We start from the raw sequence: 26105 nt of genomic DNA on the forward strand, positions 1-26105 counted from the left end.
CACATTTAAATGGAAAACTGTGATTTTTATCATTAATTTAATATATTTAATCAATTAATATAAATATATCTTTAGATATAGAAGGAAGGTATTTATTTTTATTAATTCATGCAGTAAATATTATAGATTATTCTAGTGCGCCTAAAGGCACTATAGACAAAAATGAAAGATTATTAATTGGGGGAAAATAACATGAACTTATTATTCAAAACAAGACAAATCAATTCTTTATTACAAACAACTTCTGGAAAGACTGTTGATTTTAAGGAAATGTCTAATACATTAAGCGAAATCATAAGAGCAAATACGTTTATTATTAGTTTAAAAGGAAAGTTGTTAGGATTTTCGATTAATCAAGAAATTGAAAATGAGCGAATAAAACAAATGTTAGAGGATCGCCGTTTTCCAGAGGAGTACACAGAGAATCTGCTAAAAATCAAAGAAACTGCATCAAACCTTGATATAGATAATGAACATTCTGTATTCCCTGTTGAAAATAAAGATTTATTCAAAAATGGAGTGACAACGATTGTCCCAATTATTGGCGGAGGAGAGAGAATGGGAACATTGATTATTGGGAAAATTACAACTTTTGAAAATGATGATCTGATCCTTGCAGAATATGGTGCAACCGTTGTAGGTATGGAAATGCTGCGCGAACAGGCTGAAGAGCGTGCCATTGAAGCTCGTCGAAAAGCGATTGTACAAATGGCGATTAATTCATTATCATACAGTGAGCAGGAAGCGGTCGAACATATTTTTGAAGAGCTTGGGGGGAAAGAAGGGTTATTAGTTGCTTCAAGAGTAGCGGATCGTGTGAAAATTACTCGTTCCGTTATTGTAAATGCACTTCGTAAGCTCGAAAGCGCCGGTGTGATTGAATCACGTTCTTTAGGAATGAAAGGAACCTATATTAAAGTCCTTAATGATGAATTCTTAGTTGCACTTGAAAAGTTAAAGAAAAACAAATTCCGTTTAGCATAATATGAAAAGGATCTCCCGAGAATGAGGGAGATCCTTTTTGCAATGCTAATAATAGCAGCACTCTATAGGGTATAAGGGTCTTTTGCAAGTGCTGTTTTTAGCAGAAAAAATCTGATAGCCATTAGTTGACGACTGCTCTTTTAAAGAAATCCCAAATAATGGATGATGCATCAGGGCCAAGCGGATCTGTAAATTTCCCTCCGCTATTTCCTCCAGACCACATATGTTCCATATCGTGTACCAAATACAGTTCAATAGCCGGTAAATCGTTCGTATCTGTATAGCTGTGCTGAGAATATCGTCTGCCATTATTATTTATTGCATCAATTTTTACGGAGGTAGGCGCAGCGTTCACATGACCTTTGCCACCTTCAAGAAGAAAGTGTGCTTGATTCCATTGAATGATGATTTGACTTGCATTTTTTGGATGGACTGTCAAATCATTTGTGCCGTGGAAGACAATAAGAGGGACTTTTCTTTTTATGCCTGTTTCACTATATGCCTTTTGCATTTCAAGGAAGGCATTTGAACCACATTTATAGGGATCTCTTACACCATTTCTCATAACCAATTCGGCCGCAATGTTCCATGGGTCCTTCCATAAGTTTGTGTTAGCGGCATCATATGGCAATCCAGAACATACAGCAATTCCGCTAAAAAGGTCGGGATAGGTGACGCCTAAGATAGTGGCCATTGCTCCGCCTGACGAAAAGCCTGCTGAATAAATTCTAGTCCAATCAATGGATAGGCTTTGATTACTAAGTTTTTTTTCAGCATCACGCATCAAGTTAACAATGCTTTTTGGCAGTCCTTCTCCACGATGCTGGTTTTCATCTAAGAACCAGTTCCAGCACCCGGCAGGATTCGATTTATGAGGATCTAAAAAGAGAGGATTATAGATTCGTTTCATCGTAGGGTAGAGGACGATGAAATGTTCTTTTTCAGCTAGTTGATTCATTTTAGTTTCTTCAGCGAATTGATCAGGACTCTGTTCACATCCATGAAGCATGACAACCATTGGCAGACTTTCGTTTATGGGACCACTTGGAATATAAAGCTTATAAAAGAATCCTTCATGCAAAAAGTCTTTAAAGTTCCCCATATTTTGCTCTCCTTAAATATCTAACTTTTCTCCAAAAGCTTTGTATCAAGGAAGTAGGTTTTTTTGCGAAAATGAATCAATTGGTGTCCTTATAATCTATGTAGGAATGCCTATAATTGCCACTGTTTTTTGAATGCGATTGCATTTCTTCTATATAGTCATTTTTATTATGGAGGAAAAGAAAAAAGTCTTATATGAAAAGCTGCATATATTATATATTGCAGCTAATTCATATAAGACAGTTTAGTGGGTTTTTGCTGAGGAGAATAGATAGAGCGGCCTTTTCCGTGCGGAATACACATCGGTGTTCCAAAAATAGGATCACATGAAATATTGCATTTCATGTGAAAAACGTCGTGGACCAATTCGCTCGTAATAATGTCCTCTGGCTTTCCTTGGGCATATACTTTTTTATCTTTTATTGCAATGATATGATGGGCATATCTGCTGGATAAGTTTAGGTCGTGCAATACCATGACAATCGTATGCTTTTTTTCCTCATTTAATTCGAACAATAAATCTAAAATTTCGATTTGATGTGTCATGTCTAAATAGGTAGTGGGTTCGTCCAATAAAATAATGTCTGTTTTTTGCGCTAATGTTAATGCAATCCATGCACGCTGCCGTTGTCCACCAGATAATGAATCAACAGTCCGATCCTTTAGGTTAAGAATATTGGTTGATTTTAATGCTTGGATAACAGCTTCTTCATCGGCCTTAGACCAGGGCTTGACGAGGCCTCGGTAGGGGTGTCTTCCTTGTTTAACTAGTTCATAAACAGTTAATCCTTCCGGTGTAGTTGGACTTTGTGGCAAAATAGCAAGTTTTTGAGCGACTTCCTTTGTCTTCATTTTGGCTATTTCTTGGCCATCTAATAAGATGCTGCCGCTTAACGGTTTTAACAAACGAGCCAGTGAGCGCAATAAAGTGGATTTTCCACAGCCGTTTCCGCCAATGAAAACAGTGATTTCACCTTTAGGAATTTTTATATCTAATTCATCAATGATAATGGTTTCCCCATAACCAAGTGTTAAGTCCTTTGCTGATAGTGATTGCATTGGAATCTCTCCTCTACGACATGCATAAAAACAACTTATACATATTTACTATTACTATTCCCAATGTATTTACTAATATTGTATTTCCTTTTAATCTAATAGTCAATGATAATCATTTTCACTATTTAAATGGATAGATTAATGCTTTAGTGCGATGGGGGACTGTCCCCCATCGCACTAAAGTAAAGCTGCTTCAACGTAGTGAAGCAGCTTTTTGCCGATTATTTTATGAGTGTTTTTACGATATCATCGATTGTTTTTTCGGATGCAAGCAGTCCTTTGTTTGTCCAGTTACTTGCGTCGTTTAAAATATGGACATTGCCATTTTGGGCTGCTGGAGTACTTTGCCATACGGCACTGTTTTCAAGTGTTTCGATTCCTTGCTCTCCTTCAAGGGCTAATAAGAATACATGATCTGCATCAAGTTCGGATAACTTTTCGACAGAGATGGGATTCCATTGGGCATTTTGGGCATCTCCCAGTTCTTTCACAAGTGCAGGCTGATTTAATCCCAGCTCGTTGTATACAACATCGGCACTGTGACGGTTATGTTCAAATAAGAAAAATTGGTTGCCGACTGCCCAAATGGCAGCGACCGTTTGATCTCCAATCGCTTCTTTTAGTTGATCTTTCGCTTCGGTTACCTTTGTTTCATAATCGCTTAATGCCTTCTTGGCGGCTTCTTCTTTACCTAGTATTTTTCCAAACGTTTCGATTTGTTTATGCCAATCTGTTTGCGTTTCTTCTGTCATGACGTAGGTTGTAGCAATTTTATTATACTCTTCATACTTTCCTTCATAACCGTCCATATTGTTTTCTAAAATAATAAGATCTGGCTCATGGCTCAGTACTTGTTCTAAAGGCAGATTCCATTCAATGCTTGGTACATCCTTTAAGTCTTTTTCCAAATATTCCTGAACGGTTTCACCAATTGCCCACTTCGCAACAGGAGTAACTCCTAAAGCTAATAAAGCGTCTTCATGGAAAGGAGCCATCACTCTTTTTATATCCGCAGGAATCGTTACTTCTCCCATTGCAGAATCCAAAGTTACTTCCGCTGTTTCCGTTGATTCCTTATTCTCATTCTTCGTCTCAGTTGTTGAATCATCATTATTACCGCATGCGGTTATGATAAGTAATAATCCGATAACTATACTGAAAAAAAGGAAACGAAAATTTTTAGTAGATTTCATATGTATTTCTCCTTTATGTTATAATTTTATGGTTTATGATAATCAAATTCCCATATCAAGTCAATTTGCTCTTACTCAAACAACAACAGGAGAGAACCATGCTATCATTTATGAATCATTCAAGTCCGTTAAAAATTATTTTTAATGTTGCTGCTATGATTTTATTACTGCTGTTTATCGGCGTATCTGTATCATATGGAACAACAGAGATTGATCTTGCCACTGTCTGGCAAGCCATTTTTTATTTTAATTCTGATTTAACCTCGCATCAAGTAATTCAAGAACTGCGTTTGCCCCGTGCTTTTTCAGCTGCGCTCGTAGGTGCTTTTCTAGCGGTATCTGGAGCCATCATGCAAGGGATGACCAGAAATCCGTTGGCATCTCCCTCGATTATGGGGGTAACGGATGGAGCTGCATTTGCCCTTGTCATGACGCTGGCGTTTTTCCCTCGTTTACCTGGGGCAGGGTTAACAGTTTCTTCTTTTATTGGAGCAGGCCTTGCCGTTGCTCTTATCTTTATGATTGGCTCGTTTTCAAAGGGCGGTTTAACGCCCGTAAAGTTGGCCCTAGCAGGGGTAGCTATCGGAACGATGCTGCGCTCTATCACGTCAGTAACAGCCTTTCATTTTAATTTAGAAAAAGAATTGGGATTTTGGATTGCAGGAGGGCTCGATGGTTCTAACTGGACACAGGTCAAACTTCTTTTGATTTCAGGGATTATAGGCCTCTTAGTAGCTGTCTTCATTTCTAAATCTATTACTGTCCTTAGTCTGGGTGAGGACATGGCAATTGGTTTAGGCCAAAACAACCTGATTATAAAGGCTTTAGGAATTATTTCTATTTTAATCATGACAGGTGCTGCGGTTTCCGTTGCCGGTGCTGTTGGTTTTGTTGGACTGATAGTGCCTCATATCACTCGCTTTATAATGGGGACAGATTATCGATGGATCATCCCTTCATCAGCCATATTCGGTGCACTTTTGCTTGTCATAGCTGATATTGTTTCAAGACTGATTAATGCTCCTTTTGAAACACCTGTGGGAGCCATCACATCTCTGATTGGAGTTCCTTTCTTCCTTTACTTAGCACGTGGCAGCGGGGGTGGAAAATAATGCAGACAGCTGAAGTGAAGAAAAAGAAAAAATTTATATCAATCCTTGCGCTGCTATTTCTGTTAATTATCATTATGTTTTTCGTTAGTTTAAGTGCAGGAGTCATTAAAATCGCACCAGGCGATGTTATACGAACACTTCTACAGAATGGAACAGCTAAGCAGGAACTAATCCTATTTGAGTTTCGTTTACCGGGAATTGTATTAGCGTTGTTAATTGGAGCAGGACTTGCTGTATCAGGAGTTATCCTCCAAGCTATCACGCAAAATGAACTTGCAGATCCCGGCATACTGGGAATCAATACGGGAGCAGGACTTGCGGTTGTCTTATTTATCTACTTTTTTCAAGGAGATTTTATTTCGGCAAGTAAATGGTCTATTTTTATGATGCCGTTTGCAGCTTTGCTTGGGGCCATTGGTGCTGCTTTCCTTATTTACCTATTAGCATGGAAAAATGGTGTGAATCCTATTCGGCTTGTTCTAGTTGGGATTGGAGTGAATGCAGGTTTTGGTGCATTCTTGACTATTTTTCAGTTAAAAATGGATCCTCAGGATTTCAGACAGGCCTCTGTTTGGCTCACCGGTGACATCTGGAATGCCAATTGGACCTTTGTAGGGGCTTTATTACCATGGATTCTGATTTTAATTCCCATTGCCTTATCAAAAGCCCATGGATTGAATGTATTACATTTAGGTGATGATCTTGCAAAGGGGCTAGGTACAAGTGTTGAGAGAGAAAGGCAGATGCTCCTGCTTATTGCCGTAGCATTAGCTGGAGCATCTGTAGCAGCAGGAGGAGGAATAGCCTTCTTAGGGTTGGTTGTCCCACATATTGCTAGAAAATTAATGGGGCCCCTGCATCAATATATTATCCCTCTATCTACACTTATAGGAGCGTTATTATTGATGGTATCTGATACGATTGGAAAAAATTTGCTGGCACCAACCCAAATACCTGTTGGGATTGTTGTATCGATATTAAGTGCTCCCTATTTTATCTATTTACTGATAAAGGCAAAGTAACAAATTCGATGCTGAAAGGATATTTTTCATGAATATACAAGAGGTTGTAAGCAATGTTCCAGATTATAAGGTTTTTCTGACCGTTGATGAATTGGATAAGAGTACATGGGAACTCGCTAAGGAATTTCCTGATATTGTGACTGTTTTTGAAGCAGGAACATCAAGAAAGGGACATTCTATATTATGTATAAAAATAGGGGACGGGCCCAAAAATGCACTTTGCTTTGCTTGTCCGCATCCGAATGAACCAATCGGTGCAATGACAATGGAATACTTTTCTCGAGCTTTAGCAGAGAATAATCAGCTGCGCGAGAAGTTAGGCTTTACGTGGTACATCATTAAGTGCATTGACCCTGACGGAGTTCGTTTGAATGAAAAATGGTTTAAGGGTCCATTCAATTTATATAACTATACGAGAAATTACTTTCGGCCAATCGGTTATGAACAGGTGGAATGGACCTTTCCAATTGATTATAAGGAACTGCATTTCCATAACCCGCTTCCTGAAACTCAGGCGTTAATGAAGATCATTGATGAGACTAAACCAGAGTTTATGTATTCTTTACATAATGCAGGTTTTGGGGGAGCTTATTGGTATGTATCACATGACTTGCAAGTATTATATGAAGGTTTGCGTCATTCAGCCTTGAAACAGGATATTCCATTAAGTTTAGGTGAGCCGGAGGAGCCTTTCATCACCAAATGGTCTCCAGCTGTATTTAAAAGTATGAGCATTAAGGATGCCTATGATTTTACTGAAAAATACACTGGAGCTGCACCGGACATAAAAAATGGTACCTCAAGTTCAGACTATGCGCTGGAGAAAGCAGATTGTGTCACCCTTCTTACTGAGCTTCCTTATTTCTATGATTCCAGGATACAGGACATGACAGAAGGTGACATCACAAGGAGAGAAGCGGTTCTCCAGAATGTTGAAATAAGCAAAGCTCATTTTATCCTATTAGAAAATATGCTTTCTGAAATACGTCCTTATATTTCAGAAAGCAATCCATTCGTGAAGCTGGTTGATGAGGTCATTAAGTTTGTCTTAGAGGGAAGTGAAGCCAAGATTAAATGGGCAAACAGTGAGCCTGAGTTCGATAGACCTGCGAAGATATCGGAAATCTTTGATAACCTGCAAACAGCTAAGTTCTACAATGGCTTGTACATGGGTTTATCCGTTCGTACCATCGAATATGAACTTGAACGACTTCAACAAGATGAATCAGTTAACAGAGACGACTTAACAAAAGTCAAAAAGAAACTTGAAAAAGGAGAGAAAAGATTAAAAGAATACTGTGAAAGGCTGGAGTACGAACTGAACTATTCCGTTATTTCTATTCAAAAGCTAGTAAAAATTCAAGTAGAAAGCGGTCTAATCGTAGCTGGACACATCAGCAAGCAGTAAAGCAAAGGGAGTGTAAGAATATTGGAACCTTCAGTTTCCTATCAGGGTAAAATTGAAACAGAGGAAGAATTACGATCCATTATTGGTTATCCAAGCGAACTTGTCAAAAGAAAGGTGATTACACATATAGATAGTCACTGTAAGGATTTTATTTCTCGTTCACCCTTTTTAGTTATTTCTACCTCAGATGATTCAGGTTATTGTGATGTTTCTCCTCGAGGTGATAGGCCAGGGTTTGTTTTAATTCTTGATGAAAGTCATATAGTAATCCCGGAACGTCCTGGAAATAAAAGGAGCGATACCCTTCGTAATATTTTATCCAATCCCAATGCCGGTCTTTTATTTTTAATACCAGGTCTAGGCGAAACATTAAGGGTAAATGGGAAAGCAACATTGGTGAAGGATGATTCATTACTTGAGCGTATGGCTGCTAATGGCAAGAAGCCGCTGCTTGGCATTCTTGTGGAAGTGGAGGAATGTTTCATTCACTGTGCAAAAGCCATGATTAGGTCTGGGCTGTGGAGACCTGAATCATGGAGCGACAAGGATTCACTGCCAAATGCATCAAAAATTCTGGCTGATCATGTAAAACTCCCAGGTATGACTGAAGAAACCATCAAAAGTAGTCTTAAAGAGGACTATAAGACGGAACTGTATTAATTGAATAAGAACTATATTATGAAACCAAAATGACACCTTAGCCATGTTTAAGGTGTTTTTTTGTCTTTATTCAGGAAATCCTTCATTCCAAGCATAAGAAGAAAGAATGAACGAATACTATGTTTGTCAAAAAATTGGTAAAGGAGTAAAGAATTTTGAAAAAGTGGTTTGTTTCTATCGTTTTGGTTATATTATTTGCTTGTTTAAACCCTGCTGCCATGGTGCATGCAGAAGGAACAGAAAGCTCAAAAGAAGAATGTAATAATGAGGCTGTATTCAGGCTCAAATATGATATGCAGGAGCTTTGGATTGAATATGCTTGGTGGACTAGGAGTTTTATTATCAGTAATCTTGCAAACCTAGAGGATCAGAAAGACGTTCTAGAACGTCTTCTGCAAAATCAAACGGATATAGGAAATAGCATTAAACCTTATTATGGAGCAGAAGTAGGCAATAAGCTGACTGAATTATTAAAAGAACATATTTTAATTGCCGGAAAAATTATTGAAGCAGCAAAAGTAAAGGATCAAAACAATGTGGAGAAGTATAATAAAGAATGGTTTCGAAATGCAGACACTATTGTAGAATTCTTAACAGAAGCCAACCCGAATTGGTCAAAAGAAGAACTGACAGATATGTTCTATGCCCATTTAAGATTTACAACAGATGAGGTTACAGCCAGATTAAATAAAGATTGGAAAGGGGATATCCGCTTAGCAGACCTGAATGAAGAGCATCTGATTCGTATGTCAGGAGTTTTAGTAGATGGAATTGTGAAGCAATTCCCTGAGAAATTTAAATAATCAAAAAGGGCGATATCTACTGGTATCGCTTTTTTGCATTTAATTTTTAGATTATGTTAGCGAATCATGTTGATAAAACAGATTTTTGGCTCATTCGTGAGAAATGTCCATTTCTTACGCCTTCCCATAGAGTATGATTGTAAGCATGTGAGAGTAAAAGAATTATAGTCACAAAACATATATCTTGCTTCCCAATTTAATCCATTATATTCTGTTACATACAGACTAAATAGAGGATGGGAATTTTACCATGAGTGAAAGTAACGCTGTACCTATTAAAATGAATCGAACAAAGCGCCTGCAAATGGCGTTGGTGCTGGGGTCATTTGCTGCGATTGGACCATTATCACTTGATATGTATCTGCCGTCACTGCCTGCACTGAGTGAAGATTTGCAAAGCAGTACCTCTGTCGCACAATTAAGTATAACTGCCTGTTTACTAGGAATGGCTATTGGACAGCTGCTGCTAGGACCTCTAAGTGATCAAAAAGGAAGACGTATGCCATTGATTATATCTTTAATAATCTATTGTCTTGCATCTATTCTCTGTGCAAGTGCTCCCTCTGTATGGATTTTAATCCTATTAAGATTTATTCAAGGGTTGTCAGGAGCAGGAGGTATGGTTATTTCACGGGCGATTGTCCGGGATCTTTACTCGGGGGTTGAGTTGACAAAGTTTTTTTCACTATTAATGTTGATTAATGGAGCTGCACCTATTTTGGCGCCTGTTATTGGCGGACAGCTGCTGCAGTTTACATCATGGCGGGGAGTGTTTATTGTATTGGGAATTCTAAGCATCATCATGATTGCAATGGCGTTCTTTGGTGTGAAGGAAACACTTGCTGTTGAAAACCGAAGTAAAGGCGGAGTGAAAGCGACTCTTAGTACCTTTAAAGGGTTGATGCATGACCGCGTTTTTATGGGGTATGTGCTTACTCAAGGCTTCGTTAGTGCTGCAATGTTTGCTTATATTTCGGGATCACCCTTTGTGATTCAAAATATTTTTGGAGCATCCGCACAAACGTTCAGTTTCATTTTTGCCATCAACGGAGTGGGAATTATTATTGCCAGCCAGTTAACCGGAAGACTGGCTGGGAAGGTAAAGGAAAGTAAAATGTTGCTCATAGGTCTTGGTATTGCGCTTTCAGGGGGCATCCTGCTTACCGTTATGCTTGCTTTCAATGCAGGGCTGCCAGGAGTGTTGCCTGCATTATTTTTAGTTGTATCAAGTGTAGGGATTGTATCAACCACCTGCTTTGCACTTGCCATGCAAAGTCAAGGCAAAACAGCCGGAAGTGCATCTGCTTTATTAGGATTAATGCCGTTTATTTTAGGTTCAATTATGGCACCACTTGTAGGATTAGGTAATGGCGAATCAGCCTGGCCGATGGGGCTTGTTATTCTTATCTGTGAGGCTATCGCTGTACTATCCTATTTATTTATTGCTAGGAGAGGGGTTCGAGCCGCCCGAGCGAAATCGTTGAAATATGAATAGAAACCAGGGGAGTATGTTTCAAGAAAGGAAACATACTCCTCTTTTATACTCTTTTAAAAGAATAAACCTGATTCTAATTGGTGATAAAGATCGTGCAGGCGGATGATATATGATACATCTTAAGTCGTAGTGATAAATAAATCTGCGGTTCATTGTTGCAGGCATGTATCTTAGCTAAAATTTACCTATCGATAGTGAATAAAATACTTTTAGAAGGCAGGTAATGTGATTTTGCGGAAATTAATGATGTTAGTTGTTATTTTATTAGCCTGTTTTGTTCTTTATTTTTCGATTCCCTCCTCTTGGTTTAGTTTTGGAAAGAAGTCCGTTGAAGTAGCAAGGAATACGGAGTTAATTGAGCTGGATGTTTCAGGTGTTAGTACAAAAATTGTTACAGAAGAGCGTGACAATGTAGAAGCGAAATTAGATGGTAAAGGGCAGCTTCAGGTAAGGGAGTCTGGTCGCACGATTGAGATTGAATACAAGCGGAGCTGGTTTCAGTTCTTACCCTTCTTCTCAGGACCGGTACTGACTATTTATATTCCAGAAGGTTATGATCGTAATATAGATATTGAAGTTGGATCTGGAAATTTAACTTATGAAGGCAAATCGAAGGAACGGCCGATTCTGCTGAATAAACTTTCATTAGAGGTAAGTTCAGGTAATGTTAAAATAGCTAATGTACGAACCAAAAATGGCACCTTTGACATTCATTCTGGAAATGTTGGTGTTACCCACTATCAAGGAAAGTTTGCAGCAGATGTGTCATCTGGTAATCTCAAGGTCCAAATGGATGAACTAACGGATTCCATTGAAATGGAGGTTCATTCAGGTCATGCTGTCATCGATTTACCTAATGAGGCTGATTTTACATTAGATGGCAGTGTTAACAGCGGTTCTATTACAAATTCATTTCCTTTGAAAAATAAGCAGGAAAATAAACGAGCGATAAGCGGTGTGCATGGATCAGGAAAATATAATGTAGAGCTTAGTGTCTCAAGCGGTAAAATAGAAGTTAAATAATTTGCGCAGCTGTGCAAAAAGGGCGATAAGGCATATCGCTCTTTTTATTTTGCCGCCATGAGACTAACTCGATGATATAGGGAGAAGCTAAGAAAAAGACTTTGAAAGGGGTATGAAGATGATTGAATTACCTTCTAGATTAGTGGGCAAGGTATTTGATATGTACGAGCTTGAGCTTTCTTTGAAGCCGTACGGTTTTTCAGTTGGGGGAAATTGGGAATATGATCATGGGTATTTTGACTGCAAGATAGGTGAAGAAGCTGGTTATCAGTTTTTAAGGGTTCCTTTTAAGGCGGTTGACGGACAATTAGACGCAAGGGGCTGCAGGGTGAAAATTGGTAGACCTTTCTTATTGACTCATAAATATCAAATAGGATTGGATGACCACGCCCATAACAGTAATTCTTCTGCGGCTTTCAATCAATTTAGCGAGCCGGTTGACAAAGATGCGGAAGAGTCAGATCCGCCGCTTGATTTAGGAATGACTATGATTCAAAAAATAGAAGCCTCATTGTTCAATGAATAAATTTTTTTGCTTAACCTTGAGAAAGAAAGGGAGTGCTTGGATTGAATAAGGATAATTTAAAACAGCAGGCATTGGAGATCATTGCGAATCATCGAACAGGTGTATTAGCAAATGTAGAAAATGACAAACCGCACACTCGTTATATGACTTTTTACAATAAGGATTTAACACTGTATACACCCACCCAATTGGATACAGAGAAAGTGCAGGAATTAGAGAAAAATCCTTCTGCTTCGGTTTTGTTAGGCTATGAGGATAAAGGGGTAAATGACAGCTATATTGAGGTTTCTGGAAAGACCATCATTAATCAATCACAGGATTTGAAGCAGCAATTCTGGGATGATTCCTTTAATAAGTGGTTTGCTGGACCAGATGATCCAAACTATGTGCTTCTTGAAGTACAGCCAGAGACGATTCGCATTTTAAACAACGAAGGCGGACCTGCACAGGAGTTTCAGGTGTAAACGAGTAAGGGACTGTTCTATTGCTAATTATTTGGAAGAAATAGCACAGTCCTCTCTACATTACATGGATAAATCGTTTCTGCCTATAATTCTTTAGTCATGTTGTACCAACGAATTCCTCCGTGTTGAGAGTTTGAGAGGCCCTTGTTTTTGTACCCATGTTTTTCATAGAACCGTATGAGCTCTTCTTTGCAGGTTAGTGTAAGAGACTGGCGGAATCTCTCCTTTGCTTTAACTTCTAAATGAAGCAGTAAGGCAGTTGCTATTCCTTGTTTTTGATTATCAGGATTAACTGCCAGTCCTAATATACTTTGATGACCGCCGGTACTAGGATTTGCTTTTATTTCACTAAACAAGTCATCCGTAATAAAGGCTGTTTCAATGACAGGTCCGTTGATTAAACCAACTAATTTGTCATTCCTTTCAGCGACAAAAAAACTATCTGAAATGGTTTGAATTCGTTTTTTAAAAGCTTCTTCTGAAGCAGCCTCTTCTTTTGAAAAACATTGGTTTTCTATCTTAATCAGTTCAGGTAAATCTTCGATTCTTGCCTTTCGTATGTGTAACATACTAATCTTCCTCCCAAAAAACTCTTCCTCTTTTTCACAAATAGCTTTGAATCAATACAGCCAGTGAGAGGGATGCTTAAGGTCTTGCGGTAATTTTGTTCGGGGATTGCCTTTTGCCGAGTTAAGCTGATCTTGTGTAAGAAAGATACTGCCGGTTAAATCGGCACCGCTTAAATTGGCATCCCTGAAATCTGCTCCAATCACATCTGAATAACGTAAATCAGCTTCTCTTAAATCTGCGGCAATTAGGAGTGCCCCTCTTAAGTTAGCTCCGCTAAGGTCCTTCTTTCTTAAATTGGCACCAATGAGATCAGTGCCTCTTCCATACGGTTTCTGACGTCTAGTAGATTTTCTGTTCTTTTGAATCGCTTCCGCACGTACAAGTTCGCTTGTCCGTAGAAGTAATGTGTTTACTTCTGCCCGAAGTACAGGAATGTCCAGTTCCATGAGTGAATCGGGTGGAAGAAAAGTAAGTTCTTCTGTCTTTTCAATAGATTTCTGAAGATCACTATGGATGGATACCGTTTCTTTTCTTGATAAAGCTTCTGTCAGATACCAAAGGATTTCATGGAGCTGCTGCATGATAGGAAATACTTCAAACATATCCTTTGCTGTTTCCGGGTTGTCTCTCCAATCCTTGCCATCAAAGGTAATCTGAGAAATCTTTTGACCTGCCCCGAAGCATTCATAAACGGCACAGCCCCGAAAGCCTTTTTGTCTGAGATTTGTATGAATCCGGCACCGAAAATCTTCTTGCAAATTGGAGCAAGGTGTTCCGCTGTCTTTATCCACTGCAAAGTCTGCAGAAGCGGCAAACGGGAGCGCTACGCAGCATAGACCAAAGCAGTTTGCACAATCAGCTCGAAGCGTATCACGGCTTTTATCACATAAGGAATGGGGTAAGTTTGACAATTCGGGCACTTCCTTTTTTCACAGTCTAGAATAGGAATATTCATTTGTTATTTTCATTTTTTCATAATATCACTGTCTTTTCTCGTTATCAAATACTGTTCAGGGTTCATTTTAAGGCAGGCTTGCTTTGGATCTATTTTCACTTGTGACAATATTCTTTGAGTATAATAATTGCCTCTGATACAATAGAATAATTAATACTATTAGGAGGTTAGTTATGTTGAAAAAACTATCATTTTTGACATTGATATTATTCTTTCTGATGTTTGTCCAGAATGCTATGGCACATACGGGGTTAGAGAGTTCCTTTCCGGAAGATGGAGCTGTCATAAAGGAAGAAATCCAAACTATTACTTTAACTTTTGAGACAAAAATAGAACAGGGAAGCACATTTGAACTGGTAAATTCGTCAGGAGAGTCTATCGTTGTTGAAAATATTTCCTTAGCAGAAAAACAAATGACGGGAAGTCTGTCAAACCCTTTAGAAGGTGGGGAATACCAAGTAAATTGGAATATTATCGGAGCGGACGGCCATCCTGTTGATGGAGCAATAGCTTTTACTGTAGATATTCCGGCTTCTGAAGTACCTGAAGAAGCAGGGATAGAGCAGGCAGAAGAAACAGAAGAGGCAGAAACTACAGAAGAAGCACAGTCTCAATCAACCATTGAAGAAAAGAATCAAGAAAAACAGCAAAACAATAGTACATCCTTTTACACTCCTATTCTACTCGGGATAGTTATTATTATAATAAGCTTTGTCTGGGTAATGAAAAGGAAGAAATAGATATGATTCTTCTTGGTACGCTTACGCAGGCCTTATTATATCTAAGTTTTGCTATTGTTGTTGGTACTTTTATTCTTTCGCTTGTATCAAGCAATTTTAAACCAGATATTTCTGTTCCAAAATGGGTGCTTTTGTCAGCAATAGGCGGAATTGGTCTTTTCTCCTTTTTTCCTGTACTGCAATTAATCTTATATGTCAAACAGAATATTGGATTATCCTTTTCTTTACTTCAATCCGTTTTGTTTACATTTGAAGTAGGAAAAGCTTGGGTAGTTACCTATTTGCTTGCGACAGTGCTTTTTTTGTATATCATATGGGTCGATTATCGAAAAAAACCTGTATATGCTTCCATTGGATTGGTCTTTGCATTCTGTTTAATTCTTGCCCTTGGCTGGTCCAGCCATGCAAGTACTTATGACCCAGTAGTAGGGTTTATGAGCCATACTTTACACTTAACTGCTGTCAGTGTATGGGTGGGCATCCTTTTAATTGTCAGCTGGTGTTCAACTAATTATGAGAATTGGTCTCGTTTTTTAAAATGGTTTACACCTGTAGCCATTATTTGTTTTCTGAGTACCATTATTACCGGGCTTGTTCTCATGACCTTTGTGGTTGAATTTGAAGATTATTTGAATTCTTGGATGCTCCCTTATGGTCAGACACTTTTAATCAAACATCTATTGATTATTCCTTTGCTTGTTTATGCAATGATTAATAGTTTTTTTGTGAAAAAGAAGCTGAACAATGATGAACAGTACAATCCAAGACCCTGGGGTAAATTAGAAAGTCTTGTTATTTTGTTTATTTTTGCAGCTACTGCTGCCATGGGTCAGCATGCTCCTCCGCATGAAACGATTGTTACGGTAGAAGGAGCTTCAAAATTATTTACCACGTTTTATCCGGACTTTCAGCCAGGTATGGCTGTTCAGCTCGGCTTTACGTCTGTCAGTATTTTGTTACTTGTGTTAACGGTCCTTTCTAGTGTCTTATTGATTATCTTATTTATTAGAAAAACACCTGTAATCGTTTCAATTTTAACGAGTGTTTTATTATTTATTTGTGCTTATTTATCTGTCATGTTTAGTATTAACTAAAGGCTTGTTCAGGCAAAATCCCTTAGGTGAATAGTCACCTAAGGGATTTTGCCTATCTATTTATTTTTATGGTCCTCATAGGCAATTAGAATGACTTCTTCTCCCTTTTTCTCGCTAAGTGATTTTTGAAGGGAATTAACTTGTTCAAGGTCTGAACTCGATAGATTGGCAAAATTATATTGGTTTTTATCCATGTCAATCACCTTTCCTTTTCATATAGAGAATCAGTATCATTAATGGATTCCATTACCGCTTTTTAAAGGCCAAAGCAGTTATGTAAATAAAGTATTTGTTTCAGATTGTTTTTTATTCAAACGCTTCCTGAATGATAGGACCAAATCGGGAAAGAAATCGAAAACAAATCGAGGACGAAATTAAGAAATCACTTGGTGACTTGCGACTAAAGGAACTGGAAAACATTTAGGGGAAGATTAAAGGAAAAATGAAAAGAGCTTGGAGGAAATCTCCAAGCTCTCTTTAAGATACAAATCACCTTCAGAAAGGGACATAGAATAGCATCTATTTTAAAGCCATGCATCATCAATGGAGTGAACCTCTGCAATGGAATAGGCTGCATTGGTAATGGCCTGTTGCAGAGTTTCACCGGATGCACAAACGTCATTAAAGCATACTTGATTTGTATCTTTTACTTCATAGGTAAAGCCAAATTGTTTCAGACGGTCCACAATAATCATGGCATGTTCAAGGTTTTGTTCAGGCTGAAATTCATGTTCATGAATGAATACGCCATTTTCAAAATCATACCATCTGTCCCATCTGTTTAATTTCCAACCCATAATTCTCCGTGCAATAATATCAATTTTATTCATCGTTTGTTACTCCTTATGACTTGATTTTATTATTTTACCATGTTCAAGTTTATCAGCCTATTAAAATGATTTTATTATTTAAAATTTTGGGACAGTGCTTCTCTAGACAGGACTCCGACTACCAAGGTAAATAAAATTAGGATGCTTTTTTATTTACCTTACTCTTGACAAAAGTAACCAAACTGAATATGATTTATTTATTAATCAATCAATAAATAGTTGGATGAAGGATGATTATTGTGGCAACCAAGGAGGACAAAAAGGAACTTATTATCGAGAATGCAGTAAGTGTATTTGCTGAAAGGGGGTATTATAAGGCTACAACGGCAATGGTAGCAAAAGCGGCAGGAGTAACGCAGCCGTATGTATTCCATTTCTTTGAGAACAAGGAAGAATTGTTCAAGGTAGTAATTGATCGTGCTTTCGGCCGGATTTATGATACCTTTGTGAAGATTGAAGCACCAGCGGATGAGCTCATTGAAACAATGGGGCGGGGCTTTGATGAATTGATTCAAACACACCGATCCGAGGTCTTGATGGTTATGCAGGCTCATACGATCTCTGAACCGGGGATTCGGGACCATTCTCGAAAACTTTACTGTAAGATGTATGAATCACTAACGACGAAAATGGAAAGAGTGGGAATTCCAAATGCGAAGGCAGCAGCAGCACGTTTTATTGGCACGGGTCTGCTTATCACGTTGGCAGAAGTGCTGGATCTGCCGGAATTAATCTATGGTGACGAAGGTAGGAATTGCTAAAGGTTTTAAAAAAAGGGAGTTATGCAACTTTCTTTTTTTAGCATAATTATTTATTGATTAATAAATAAATAAAGTGGAAAGAAGGGGTTTTGCTTGATTAATAAAGAGAACACATATCCAAATCAGTCTGCTGGGACGTCCATAAAGTTATTTGAAGGTGAAAAGGCGCTTATTATGACTGGAATTCTTGGGTTTATTCTGGCTTTCTCTATTAAAATAATCAGCTTCATTCAAGGGCCTGTCATTTTACCTGAAGGGAATTTAAACGACGCATTTTCCTTTAATGCAGCAATCGGCAGTTTTATTCTTTCCATTGCTGCAATTTTACCTTTAGCACGGCTAAGCAGCCCAAAAAGGAAATTTGTTCGATGGAGCTTTGTTGCGGCCAGTCTTTATAGCTATGGAATTGAAACCATTCAAAATAGCAGGGGGTTGAATCCGCGTTTTTCTCAAGAAGCCGCTCCACTTGATGCTATTGCTGGAATGCTATTTGGTATTGTTTCATTGACAATTGTCCTGTTAGGGCTATTCTTGATGATTCAATTTTTCCGTATTAAAAGGCCCTTTGAACGTCCTTTACTCATAACCGGTACACGTTATGCGTTTCTCTCAGTATTGTTAGCCAATGCGGCTGGAATATGGATGATATTACTCCAAGATCGCTATATTGGAGCTTCAGGGAATTTTATTCTCCTTCATGGAATTGGATTTCATGCGCTGCAAACGTTAATTATCACTGCATGGTTATTAGAAAGGGTGCAAGTGGATGCAAACATGAAAAATAGGCTTGTTCATGTTGGAAGTATATCTTGGATGATGTCGATCCTGTTCATTGGTTTTCAAACGGCATTAGGCAGAACAATATTTGAGTTTTCGACTCTTCCTATTCTAACAGCCCTGTTCTTACTTATCTGGCTTGGAACAGCCATTGCTGGAGGTTGGTTATATATTAGAAAAAGCTTGTTATTGATTCCCTTTACCAATGAAGACAGAAATAAACATAAAAAGGCAGGAGGCTGAGCTCCTGTCTTTTAGTCGTTGACGAAGAATATTATGAAAAAAGTTGTATAATCATGTTATTTCCACGATAAAACCTACGGAAGGAACTATAAAAATACTAAAAAGGATAGAGAGAGGAAGGACTATCCTCCCGTTTTTATGTTAAGTAAACCTTTCTTCTATAAATTACGGTAATATTAAAAACATGACAAATGATTAGAAAGAAGGCGGGATATTTTTGAATAGGTTATATGGAGTCATGATGGTTCTACTATCGGTGATGATAGTAGGATGCAGTAAGTCTGACATTCCAGTCGAAAAAATGGAAGTAGCTGATGGATCGGTAGAATTTACTAAAAAAATAGATAGTATAGAAGAAGAGCCTGAGCTTTGGCCGGAAGCTTTTCAAAAGAGTATGGAAAGCTTTGATTTTCCTGCTTCACTAACGGAGGCAGAAAATACTCCAAAAGGTATCTGGTGGGAGAAAATTGAACATGATCACCTAACGGAGGGGGAACAAGCTGCAGCAGTTGAAACATTACAAACGGTTATTAAGGGTGATGACAGTAACTCGGAGAAATCCGACCAAATCAAGCGATTTATTTCCGAGACTTATTTTCCTGCATTGCCTCCTATGTCAACTTTTACTCCACGGGGGAAAATAAATTTAGAAGCGGTAGAGTCGTCTTCAAATATTAAATTAAACGGCAGAGAGCTGAAGGAAAATATTAATATTGCCATTATCTTAGATGCATCGGGCTCGATGAAGAATGTACAGGATGGGAAAACCCTAATGGATATAGCAAAAGAATCGATTGAGGATTTTGCTTCCAATCTGCCTGACAAAGCGAAAGTATCACTAACCATTTATGGACATAAAGGAACTGGGTCTGATGCTGATAAGCAGCTTTCCTGCGGCGGCATTGAGGAAATCTATCCGCTTTCCTCATATGATGCTGGTCTCTTTGCGGCGGAATTAGAATCAATTGTTCCTAGTGGATGGACTTCTATGGCTGCATCCTTGACACAAGTAGGTGAAAAATTAGCAAGCGAAAATTCTGCTGAATCAACGAATGTGATTTATCTTGTTTCAGATGGAAAAGAAACCTGTGATGGAAATCCAGTTGAAGCAGCTAAACAGCTTAAGGAGTCAAATATAGATCCTATTATTAATGTGATTGGTTTGGCTGTGCAGTCTGAGGATGCGAATGAACTGCAAAGAATAGCTGAGAGTGCAGAAGGCCGCTATATCCATGTGAAAAATCAGCAAGAGCTTGATCAGGAGTTTCAGGAATCAAATAACACAATTCAGCAATGGATAAATTGGCATAGACAAAACACGGATGAGGCAATCAATCAATTAATGGAAGATAAACAGCGTCTAATGGACTTAAACGAACAAACAGTGGACAGACTCATGCTCTTTCTCCGTCATGCCAAGCAGACATTAATGGATTTGAACAAAACGCAGCAGCTGAATCAAGAAGTTTATAACATTGTCTTTGAGGACTTAGAAAGTTTTTATAATACGATGTATAAGGAAAAAGCGGAGCTCTATACAGAGAAATTTAAAATAATTGAGGAAACTTATACTAGTACGAAGAGTGAAATTGACGAAACCTATAAAGAGAATTTTCAGTAGGAAAAGGATAGGCAGACGTGATTGTTGTAAAATATCAAATTGATAATGGAAATGATCAATAAAGAGTAGATGAAAAGAGGATGAAACTATCATGATTTCATCCTCTTTTCATATGGAAATAAATTAAATATTAGCAAAAATTCCATTTGATTTTGCGACAAGATTATGATTGTCATCGTAAATAAAACAATCAATATGATTGAGCGTTCTGCCCATTTTTACTACATGTGCATCTGCAACAATATATTTTCCTTTTGCAGGTTTTAAAAAGGAGGTTTTAAGGTCGACGGTTACAACCGTTTGTCTATTGTGCTCATCAATAGGAAAGGTATTCCCCATCGCAATATCAGCAAGTGAAGAAATGATTCCTCCATGGACGACTCCTACGCTATTAATAAATAACGGCTGTATAGGCAAAGTCACTTTTAAGTTTGACTCACTTATTCTTTCATATTGACACTTTAACAACTCATCAAAAGCATTTTCAATTATTTTTGTTTCCAATATTTTCACTCCTAATATAGTATTTAATCTTTCTAGTAAACTCTTTCATCTATCACAGAAAGTTTACTTGTAATAAATATAAAACTAATATTTGCTCTATGTCCCATCATGAGTTAACTAAACATTAATGTTTTAGTAAATTGTTCACTTGCTGAAATAATGGTTTTCGCAAGGCTGGGAATATTCCTTGGAAGAATGCGTTCACTTGGACCGGCGATAGCAAGGGATGCAATCACTTCACCTAGACCATTACGTACTGGAACCGCAATAGAGGTCACATTTTCATAGAATTCGTCCATTGAAACATAGTACCCATTTTTTTGAATAAAATCAATTTTTTGCTGTAAATCTGCAGCTGGGATTAATTGATTTTCTATGATTGACGTAATGACGTCAGCCGGCTGAAATGCTAAAATGGCTAACCCTGTACTTGAATGGAACACAGGTGCTTTTTGCCCGATATAAGCAGAATAGCGAATCGGATAATCGCTTTCTTTAATATTAATAACATATGAATAGTTATTCTCTAGTACCATTAAACAAGCCGTTTCGCCTGTTGATTGTTGTAAGAAATTTAATATATTTGATGAATGATTACAAAGTTTCATATTTTTTGTAATTGCATGCCCTAGCGAGAGAAAGGAAACACCTAGACGATATAAGTTGCTAGATGGATTTTTCATAATTAAACCTTCAGATTCTAAAGAAATCAGTATGCGGTGAGCGGTACTTTTGGCTATTTGTAATTCGTTAGCAATTTCAGTAACGCTTAATTCTGAGTCATCCACTGAAAATAAATTCAGCAATCGAATGGCATTCTGTAAAGTAGAATATTTTTCTTTTTGCAGTTCAACTGTCATTTCGTTTTTTCACCCCTTTTTATATTTTAATAATAGGAAAACCCTATTTTCTTTGAAATTTCTTTTGCTGCTTTTACTATACTGGAAATATATATATCTATCCGATTCCCGCAAATATTTTTACTAGAACCTGTAATGGAAACAGCTGCAATCGCTTCTCCATTATAGTTGTAAATAGGTGCCGCAATGCTGGCAAAACCTTCTTGAAACTCATCACATGTTATAGCATAGCCGGCTTTGCGAATCTCGCCCAGCTGCCTCTTTAATTCATCTAAATCTGTCACAGTTCTTGATGCAGACTTTATCATCCCTTGTTGTTCTACTTTTTGAAGAATTTCCTCTAAATCATCTTCTGTTTGGAAAGCAAGCATGGTTTTTCCGCAACCCGTACTATAGACAGGATGTGATTTTCCGACTTGAGAAACCATTTTTATAGGATGGCTTGTTTCAAGTTTATCGAGATAGATTACTCCTGTACCTTCTAGTATCCCAATATGAATGGCCACACCAAGCTGCTCTACAAGTGGCATTAAAATGGACCGTGCCTCTAAATGAATATTTAATTGAGAATTTACAATTCCAGCCAAATGAAGAACGGAAAAACCTAATGAATAGGTTTTTCCTACTTTTTTTAGAATATTTTCTTGCACCATAGTGGTTAGAAGCCGTCTTACATGGCTGATATCCAGATCTAATTCATTCGAGATTTCGGATAATCTCCATGTGCTTCGTTCAATCGTAAATAAATTAAGAATACGTCCAGCATTTTTAACCGTTTGAAGGATATATTTTGAATCATTCTCCTTGAGCAATTATAAAACCTCCTACTTCATATAAAGATAGTTTATTAGCTTAATCAAATAATAGATAATTAAATGACATAATAAGAAAAAATAATAATTAGAATAATGAATGTTTTCTGTAATTGATATTTTTATTATATAGAAGAACGATTGATATTTAAATGATAAAAAAGTTAAAAAAATATATATATTTATCATATAGAAGAACAGATGATATTCAAATGATAAAAAAAATAAAAATTTATATATTTTTGTCAAATAAAAGAACAATAGAGTTTTAAATGACAAAATAAGTGATATATTTAGTTCAGATAGTTCCTAATAGGTTGAAAAATCAGACTAATCTAAATAAATCAATTAATTTTAAAACTTTTTTCAAGGGGTGTTAGAAATGAGTAAAGCAGTCATTACAAGTGGGGCCAGAACGGCAGTAGGAGCTTTTCTTGGCGGTTTGAAAACGGTACCAGTTGAAGAATTAGCGGCAACAGCAATCAGAGAAGCATTGAAAAGATCGAATAATCTTGACCCTCATTTAGTAGATGATGTGGTATTAGGACATGTGGAATCGTCTGGTGATGCACCAAACTTAGGCCGAAATGCAGCGATGATTGCTGGATTAGATCATGTGCCAGGTTATACACTAAACCGAATTTGCGGCTCTGGCATTCAATCGATTGTAAATGCCGCACAAGATATCCTAACAGGTAATTCCGAAATTGTTGTAGCCGGCGGAGCAGAAAGTTTATCAAGAGCTCCATACTATCTTCCATTAGAAGTTCGTTATGATGGATTCAAAATGGGGAACCAGGAACTACGTGATGCCAATACAAAGTTCCACCACAATTGCCAGCCATATCCACAATATCCAGTTATGCATATGGGAAATACAGCTGAGAACGTGGTAAGAAAATGTGAGGTTTCAAGAGAAGACCAAGACCTTTTTGCTTACAACAGCCAAATGAGAGCCAAAGCAGCGATGGAAAGCGGCCGATTCGAAAGAGAAATTGTGCCAGTAGAAATCAAAGGTAGAAAAGGTGCTGTTACAATCATCAACAAAGATGAACATCCAAAACCACAGACAACTTTGGAAGCCCTTTCTAAATTAAGACCAGCATTTGAAAAAGATGGCAGTGTTACAGCAGGAAATGCTTCCGGATTAAATGACGGCGGAGCGGCAGTTGTTGTGATGTCAGAAGAGAAAGCAAATGAATTAGGGCTTACGCCAATGGCAGAAATCGTGGATTTCGCCGTAGCAGGTCTTGATCCATCTGTGATGGGACTTGGACCCGTGTTTGCCATCCGCAAGCTTCTTGAAAAAACCTCTATGGCAAAAGAGGATATTGACTTATATGAAATCAACGAAGCGTTCGCAGGACAAATGCTCGGCTGCATGAAAGAACTTGAAATGTATTTAGACAGCCCATTATATAATCGAATCAATGTAAATGGCGGTGCCGTAGCACTGGGGCATCCGCTAGGAATGAGCGGGACAAGAATCACGATTTCCTTAATGTATGAACTCATTGAAAGAAAGGCTAAATATGGTATCGCCAGTGCTTGTATTGGCGGGGGTATGGGGATTGCTTTATTAATTAAAAACCCAAATGCTTAAATTTCAATGGGCATATGCTCAGTGTAAGGGCTGAGCATACCGCACTTCATATATATGGTTGATTAAATTGATAGAAAAAACAAAGGGGGATGGCGGGAATGAGTAAAATTATTTCAGCAGAAGAGGCAGCGAAACTAATAAAAGATCATGATTTCGTAGCGACAACAGGTACTTCAGGTTTAGCGGGTTTACCAGAAGAATTGATTGTTAGTATTGGAGAAAGATATAAAAAGGAACAAAGTCCTAAAAATATTACTTTTATGAATGGCTCTGGAATCGGAATTAATACAGAAGGAAGAGGAATGGATCATATTGCGCAGGAGGGCTTAGTCAAACGTGTGATCTCAGGTCATGCGGGTTTCTCTCACAAGATGTCAAAATTTATTGTAGACGATAAGATAGAAGCATACTTCTTCCCGCAAGGGGTTATTACCCAGTTATGGCGCTCAATAGCAGGTAAAAAACCGGGAGTAATTACAAAGGTTGGCTTAAATACCTTTATGGATCCGAGAATACAGGGTGGAAAAATCAACTCAGTAACAAAGGAAGATTTAATCAGTGTGATTGAAATAAATGGTGAAGAATGGCTTCACTATCATAATCTCCCTATCGATGTTGCCATTATTCGCGGGACGACTGCAGACGTAAATGGAAATATTACAACAGAGCGTGAAGTAGCTAAATTTGAAATTTTAGCACTTGCAACGGCAGTTAAAAATAATGGCGGGATTGTCATTGCGCAAGTTGAAAATATTGCTGAAGCAGGGTCTCTTAAGCCAAAAGATGTTCGAGTACCTGGTGTCATGGTAGATTATGTGGTTAAATCGCAAAATCCGGAATATCACTATCAAACAATGGCAAGATACTATGATCCTGCCCTTTCTGGAGAGTTAAGAGTGCCGCTTGCCTCCATCAAACCGGTTAAGTTAGATGCGAAAAAAGTTATTTCAAGACGTGCAGCGATGGAATTAGCACCAAGTTCGATTGTGAATTTAGGTGTTGGAATGCCTTCGTTAGTTTCAAGTGTTGCTACGGAAGAAGGTGTGGCAGATGAAATGACATTAACGGTAGAATTTGGTGTATTTGGAGGCTCTCCTGCCCCAGGTCTGGATTTTGGCGCTTCTTATAATGCGGATGCCATTATTAATCATGATGCGATGTTTGATTTTTATGATGGCGGCGGACTCGATGTTACATTCTTAGGACTAGCTCAGCTTGATCAGTACGGGAACGTCAATGTAAGCAAATTCGGCCCAAGAATCATGGGTCCGGGAGGATTTATTAATATTAGTCAATCATCCAAAAAGGTAGTGTTCATGGGGCAGTTTGCTGTCGGATCAAAAGAAAAATTTGAAAATGGTCAAATTGTAATCGAAAATCATGGAAAAGGAAAAAAAATCGTTAATCATGTAGAACAGATTACATTCAGCGGGGAATATGCATCGAAAGCAGGTATTCCGGTTCTATACATCACAGAAAGAGCCGTCTTTGATGTAGTAGACGGGAAATTGAGATTAATTGAAATAGCTCCGGGGCTGGATGTAGAAAAAGATATTATTGATTGGATGGAATTCAGACCGTTAATTGCTGAAAACTTAAAGATGATGGACGAAAGCCTATTCAAAGAACAATGGGGAAATCTTAAAAACATAATAGAAGAAAAGAAAAATTTTACTCTTGCATATAGCTAAACAAATACTTCCTTTGTGAATAAAGACGGTGAATAAAGATGGTTAAACAAAAAATGACTAAACGAAAAAAGCTTTCCTTTGAGAAGCTGGTTAAGGAATATAAACTTCAATTATTACGTGATCCAGCTTTCATTGAAAAAATGGAAGAGAGATTAGAAAAAAAGCATATAAGCGAAGTACAATAGCAGGCAGTT

General features: G+C 37.9%; 28 protein-coding genes. 18 read left to right on the top strand and 10 right to left on the bottom strand.

What is annotated here, in order from left to right; genetic code table 11:
- Positions 1-192: 192 nt before the first annotated feature.
- Positions 193-984, top strand: coding sequence for a GTP-sensing pleiotropic transcriptional regulator CodY (gene codY / locus F4V44_RS03965; protein ID WP_150438689.1), 792 nt, complete (start codon positions 193-195; stop codon positions 982-984).
- 121 nt (positions 985-1105) lie between these two features.
- Here the strand turns inward: codY and F4V44_RS03970 are convergent, their stop codons facing one another.
- From F4V44_RS03970 to F4V44_RS03980, 3 genes are all read right to left on the bottom strand, one after another.
- The gene (locus tag F4V44_RS03970) at positions 1106-2086 is read right to left on the bottom strand and encodes an extracellular catalytic domain type 1 short-chain-length polyhydroxyalkanoate depolymerase (protein ID WP_150438690.1); all 981 of its coding nucleotides are present in this window, start codon (positions 2084-2086) and stop codon (positions 1106-1108) included.
- Between the two features lie 224 nt (positions 2087-2310).
- Positions 2311-3144 (bottom strand): ABC transporter ATP-binding protein, encoded by an 834-nt coding sequence (locus tag F4V44_RS03975; protein WP_150438691.1) that lies wholly within the window; start codon positions 3142-3144, stop codon positions 2311-2313.
- A gap of 221 nt (positions 3145-3365) precedes the next feature.
- Positions 3366-4337 carry an iron-hydroxamate ABC transporter substrate-binding protein gene (locus F4V44_RS03980; protein WP_150438692.1) on the bottom strand — a complete coding sequence of 324 codons (972 nt, stop codon included), beginning with the start codon at positions 4335-4337 and terminating at the stop codon, positions 3366-3368.
- A gap of 98 nt (positions 4338-4435) precedes the next feature.
- On the opposite strand from F4V44_RS03980, the gene F4V44_RS03985 reads away from it, so the two are divergent.
- From F4V44_RS03985 to F4V44_RS04025, 9 genes are all read left to right on the top strand, one after another.
- Positions 4436-5449, top strand: coding sequence for a FecCD family ABC transporter permease (locus F4V44_RS03985; RefSeq protein WP_150438693.1), 1014 nt, complete (start codon positions 4436-4438; stop codon positions 5447-5449).
- Positions 5449-6471, top strand: a complete 1023-nt coding sequence (locus F4V44_RS03990; RefSeq protein WP_150438694.1) for a FecCD family ABC transporter permease — start codon at positions 5449-5451, stop codon at positions 6469-6471. The genes F4V44_RS03985 and F4V44_RS03990 overlap by 1 nt, the downstream gene beginning before the upstream one ends.
- Before the next feature lie 28 nt (positions 6472-6499).
- Positions 6500-7879, top strand: coding sequence for a M14 family zinc carboxypeptidase (locus F4V44_RS03995; RefSeq protein ID WP_150438695.1), 1380 nt, complete (start codon positions 6500-6502; stop codon positions 7877-7879).
- Between the two features lie 21 nt (positions 7880-7900).
- Positions 7901-8539, top strand: a complete 639-nt coding sequence (locus F4V44_RS04000) for a pyridoxamine 5'-phosphate oxidase family protein (RefSeq protein WP_150438696.1) — start codon at positions 7901-7903, stop codon at positions 8537-8539.
- Between the two features lie 155 nt (positions 8540-8694).
- On the top strand, positions 8695-9342 hold the full coding sequence (locus tag F4V44_RS04005) for a glycosyltransferase (protein WP_223881786.1): 648 nt from the start codon (positions 8695-8697) through the stop codon (positions 9340-9342).
- A gap of 250 nt (positions 9343-9592) precedes the next feature.
- On the top strand, positions 9593-10837 hold the full coding sequence (locus F4V44_RS04010) for a multidrug effflux MFS transporter (RefSeq protein WP_150438698.1): 1245 nt from the start codon (positions 9593-9595) through the stop codon (positions 10835-10837).
- Positions 10838-11062: 225 nt separating this feature from the next.
- The gene (locus tag F4V44_RS04015; RefSeq protein WP_150438699.1) at positions 11063-11860 is read left to right on the top strand and encodes a DUF4097 family beta strand repeat-containing protein; all 798 of its coding nucleotides are present in this window, start codon (positions 11063-11065) and stop codon (positions 11858-11860) included.
- A gap of 118 nt (positions 11861-11978) precedes the next feature.
- Entirely contained in the window at positions 11979-12386 is a 408-nt protein-coding gene (locus F4V44_RS04020; protein WP_150438700.1) for a YugN-like family protein, read from the top strand.
- Between the two features lie 41 nt (positions 12387-12427).
- The gene (locus F4V44_RS04025; RefSeq protein WP_150438701.1) at positions 12428-12850 is read left to right on the top strand and encodes a pyridoxamine 5'-phosphate oxidase family protein; all 423 of its coding nucleotides are present in this window, start codon (positions 12428-12430) and stop codon (positions 12848-12850) included.
- Positions 12851-12933: 83 nt separating this feature from the next.
- On the opposite strand, the gene F4V44_RS04030 is transcribed toward F4V44_RS04025, so the two are convergent.
- Together F4V44_RS04030 and F4V44_RS04035 are read right to left on the bottom strand one after the other, a co-directional pair.
- Positions 12934-13419: a GNAT family N-acetyltransferase gene (locus F4V44_RS04030; protein WP_150438702.1), complete on the bottom strand. Its 486-nt coding sequence runs from the start codon at positions 13417-13419 to the stop codon at positions 12934-12936.
- Positions 13420-13470: 51 nt separating this feature from the next.
- On the bottom strand, positions 13471-14340 hold the full coding sequence (locus F4V44_RS04035; RefSeq protein ID WP_150438703.1) for a pentapeptide repeat-containing protein: 870 nt from the start codon (positions 14338-14340) through the stop codon (positions 13471-13473).
- Positions 14341-14548: 208 nt separating this feature from the next.
- Here F4V44_RS04035 and F4V44_RS04040 point away from each other — a divergent pair, with 208 nt between their 5' ends.
- Positions 14549-15115, top strand: a complete 567-nt coding sequence (locus tag F4V44_RS04040; protein WP_150438704.1) for a copper resistance CopC family protein — start codon at positions 14549-14551, stop codon at positions 15113-15115.
- Between the two features lie 2 nt (positions 15116-15117).
- Positions 15118-16209 carry a copper resistance D family protein gene (locus F4V44_RS04045; protein WP_150438705.1) on the top strand — a complete coding sequence of 364 codons (1092 nt, stop codon included), beginning with the start codon at positions 15118-15120 and terminating at the stop codon, positions 16207-16209.
- A gap of 56 nt (positions 16210-16265) precedes the next feature.
- On the opposite strand, the gene F4V44_RS27210 is transcribed toward F4V44_RS04045, so the two are convergent.
- Both F4V44_RS27210 and F4V44_RS04050 read right to left on the bottom strand, forming a co-directional pair.
- Positions 16266-16403 (bottom strand): hypothetical protein, encoded by a 138-nt coding sequence (locus F4V44_RS27210; RefSeq protein ID WP_191090553.1) that lies wholly within the window; start codon positions 16401-16403, stop codon positions 16266-16268.
- Between the two features lie 330 nt (positions 16404-16733).
- Positions 16734-17039: a BC1872 family protein gene (locus F4V44_RS04050; protein ID WP_150438706.1), complete on the bottom strand. Its 306-nt coding sequence runs from the start codon at positions 17037-17039 to the stop codon at positions 16734-16736.
- Between the two features lie 239 nt (positions 17040-17278).
- Between F4V44_RS04050 and F4V44_RS04055 the strand changes: the two genes are divergently transcribed.
- From F4V44_RS04055 to F4V44_RS04065, 3 genes are all read left to right on the top strand, one after another.
- Positions 17279-17800 (top strand): TetR/AcrR family transcriptional regulator, encoded by a 522-nt coding sequence (locus F4V44_RS04055; RefSeq protein WP_223881788.1) that lies wholly within the window; start codon positions 17279-17281, stop codon positions 17798-17800.
- 93 nt (positions 17801-17893) lie between these two features.
- Positions 17894-18820, top strand: a complete 927-nt coding sequence (locus tag F4V44_RS04060) for a hypothetical protein (protein WP_150438708.1) — start codon at positions 17894-17896, stop codon at positions 18818-18820.
- Between the two features lie 217 nt (positions 18821-19037).
- Positions 19038-20441: a vWA domain-containing protein gene (locus F4V44_RS04065; RefSeq protein ID WP_150438709.1), complete on the top strand. Its 1404-nt coding sequence runs from the start codon at positions 19038-19040 to the stop codon at positions 20439-20441.
- 123 nt (positions 20442-20564) lie between these two features.
- On the opposite strand, the gene F4V44_RS04070 is transcribed toward F4V44_RS04065, so the two are convergent.
- The 3 genes from F4V44_RS04070 to F4V44_RS04080 all read right to left on the bottom strand — a co-directional run bounded on the left by F4V44_RS04070 (position 20565) and on the right by F4V44_RS04080 (position 22617).
- Positions 20565-20945: a PaaI family thioesterase gene (locus tag F4V44_RS04070; RefSeq protein WP_223881789.1), complete on the bottom strand. Its 381-nt coding sequence runs from the start codon at positions 20943-20945 to the stop codon at positions 20565-20567.
- A gap of 113 nt (positions 20946-21058) precedes the next feature.
- Complete coding sequence (locus F4V44_RS04075; protein ID WP_150438711.1) at positions 21059-21805, bottom strand: IclR family transcriptional regulator; 747 nt, start codon at positions 21803-21805, stop codon at positions 21059-21061.
- A 26-nt stretch (positions 21806-21831) separates the two neighbouring features.
- Positions 21832-22617: an IclR family transcriptional regulator gene (locus F4V44_RS04080; RefSeq protein WP_150438712.1), complete on the bottom strand. Its 786-nt coding sequence runs from the start codon at positions 22615-22617 to the stop codon at positions 21832-21834.
- A gap of 382 nt (positions 22618-22999) precedes the next feature.
- On the opposite strand from F4V44_RS04080, the gene F4V44_RS04085 reads away from it, so the two are divergent.
- The 3 genes from F4V44_RS04085 to F4V44_RS04095 all read left to right on the top strand — a co-directional run bounded on the left by F4V44_RS04085 (position 23000) and on the right by F4V44_RS04095 (position 26096).
- Complete coding sequence (locus F4V44_RS04085) at positions 23000-24220, top strand: thiolase family protein (RefSeq protein WP_150438713.1); 1221 nt, start codon at positions 23000-23002, stop codon at positions 24218-24220.
- 98 nt (positions 24221-24318) lie between these two features.
- Positions 24319-25911 carry an acyl CoA:acetate/3-ketoacid CoA transferase gene (locus F4V44_RS04090; RefSeq protein WP_150438714.1) on the top strand — a complete coding sequence of 531 codons (1593 nt, stop codon included), beginning with the start codon at positions 24319-24321 and terminating at the stop codon, positions 25909-25911.
- 38 nt (positions 25912-25949) lie between these two features.
- Positions 25950-26096: an FbpB family small basic protein gene (locus tag F4V44_RS04095; RefSeq protein WP_223881790.1), complete on the top strand. Its 147-nt coding sequence runs from the start codon at positions 25950-25952 to the stop codon at positions 26094-26096.
- Positions 26097-26105: the final 9 nt, after the last annotated feature.

The organism is Niallia endozanthoxylica (assembly GCF_008710145.1).
Lineage (GTDB): Bacteria > Bacillota > Bacilli > Bacillales > Cytobacillaceae > Bacillus_BD > Bacillus_BD endozanthoxylica.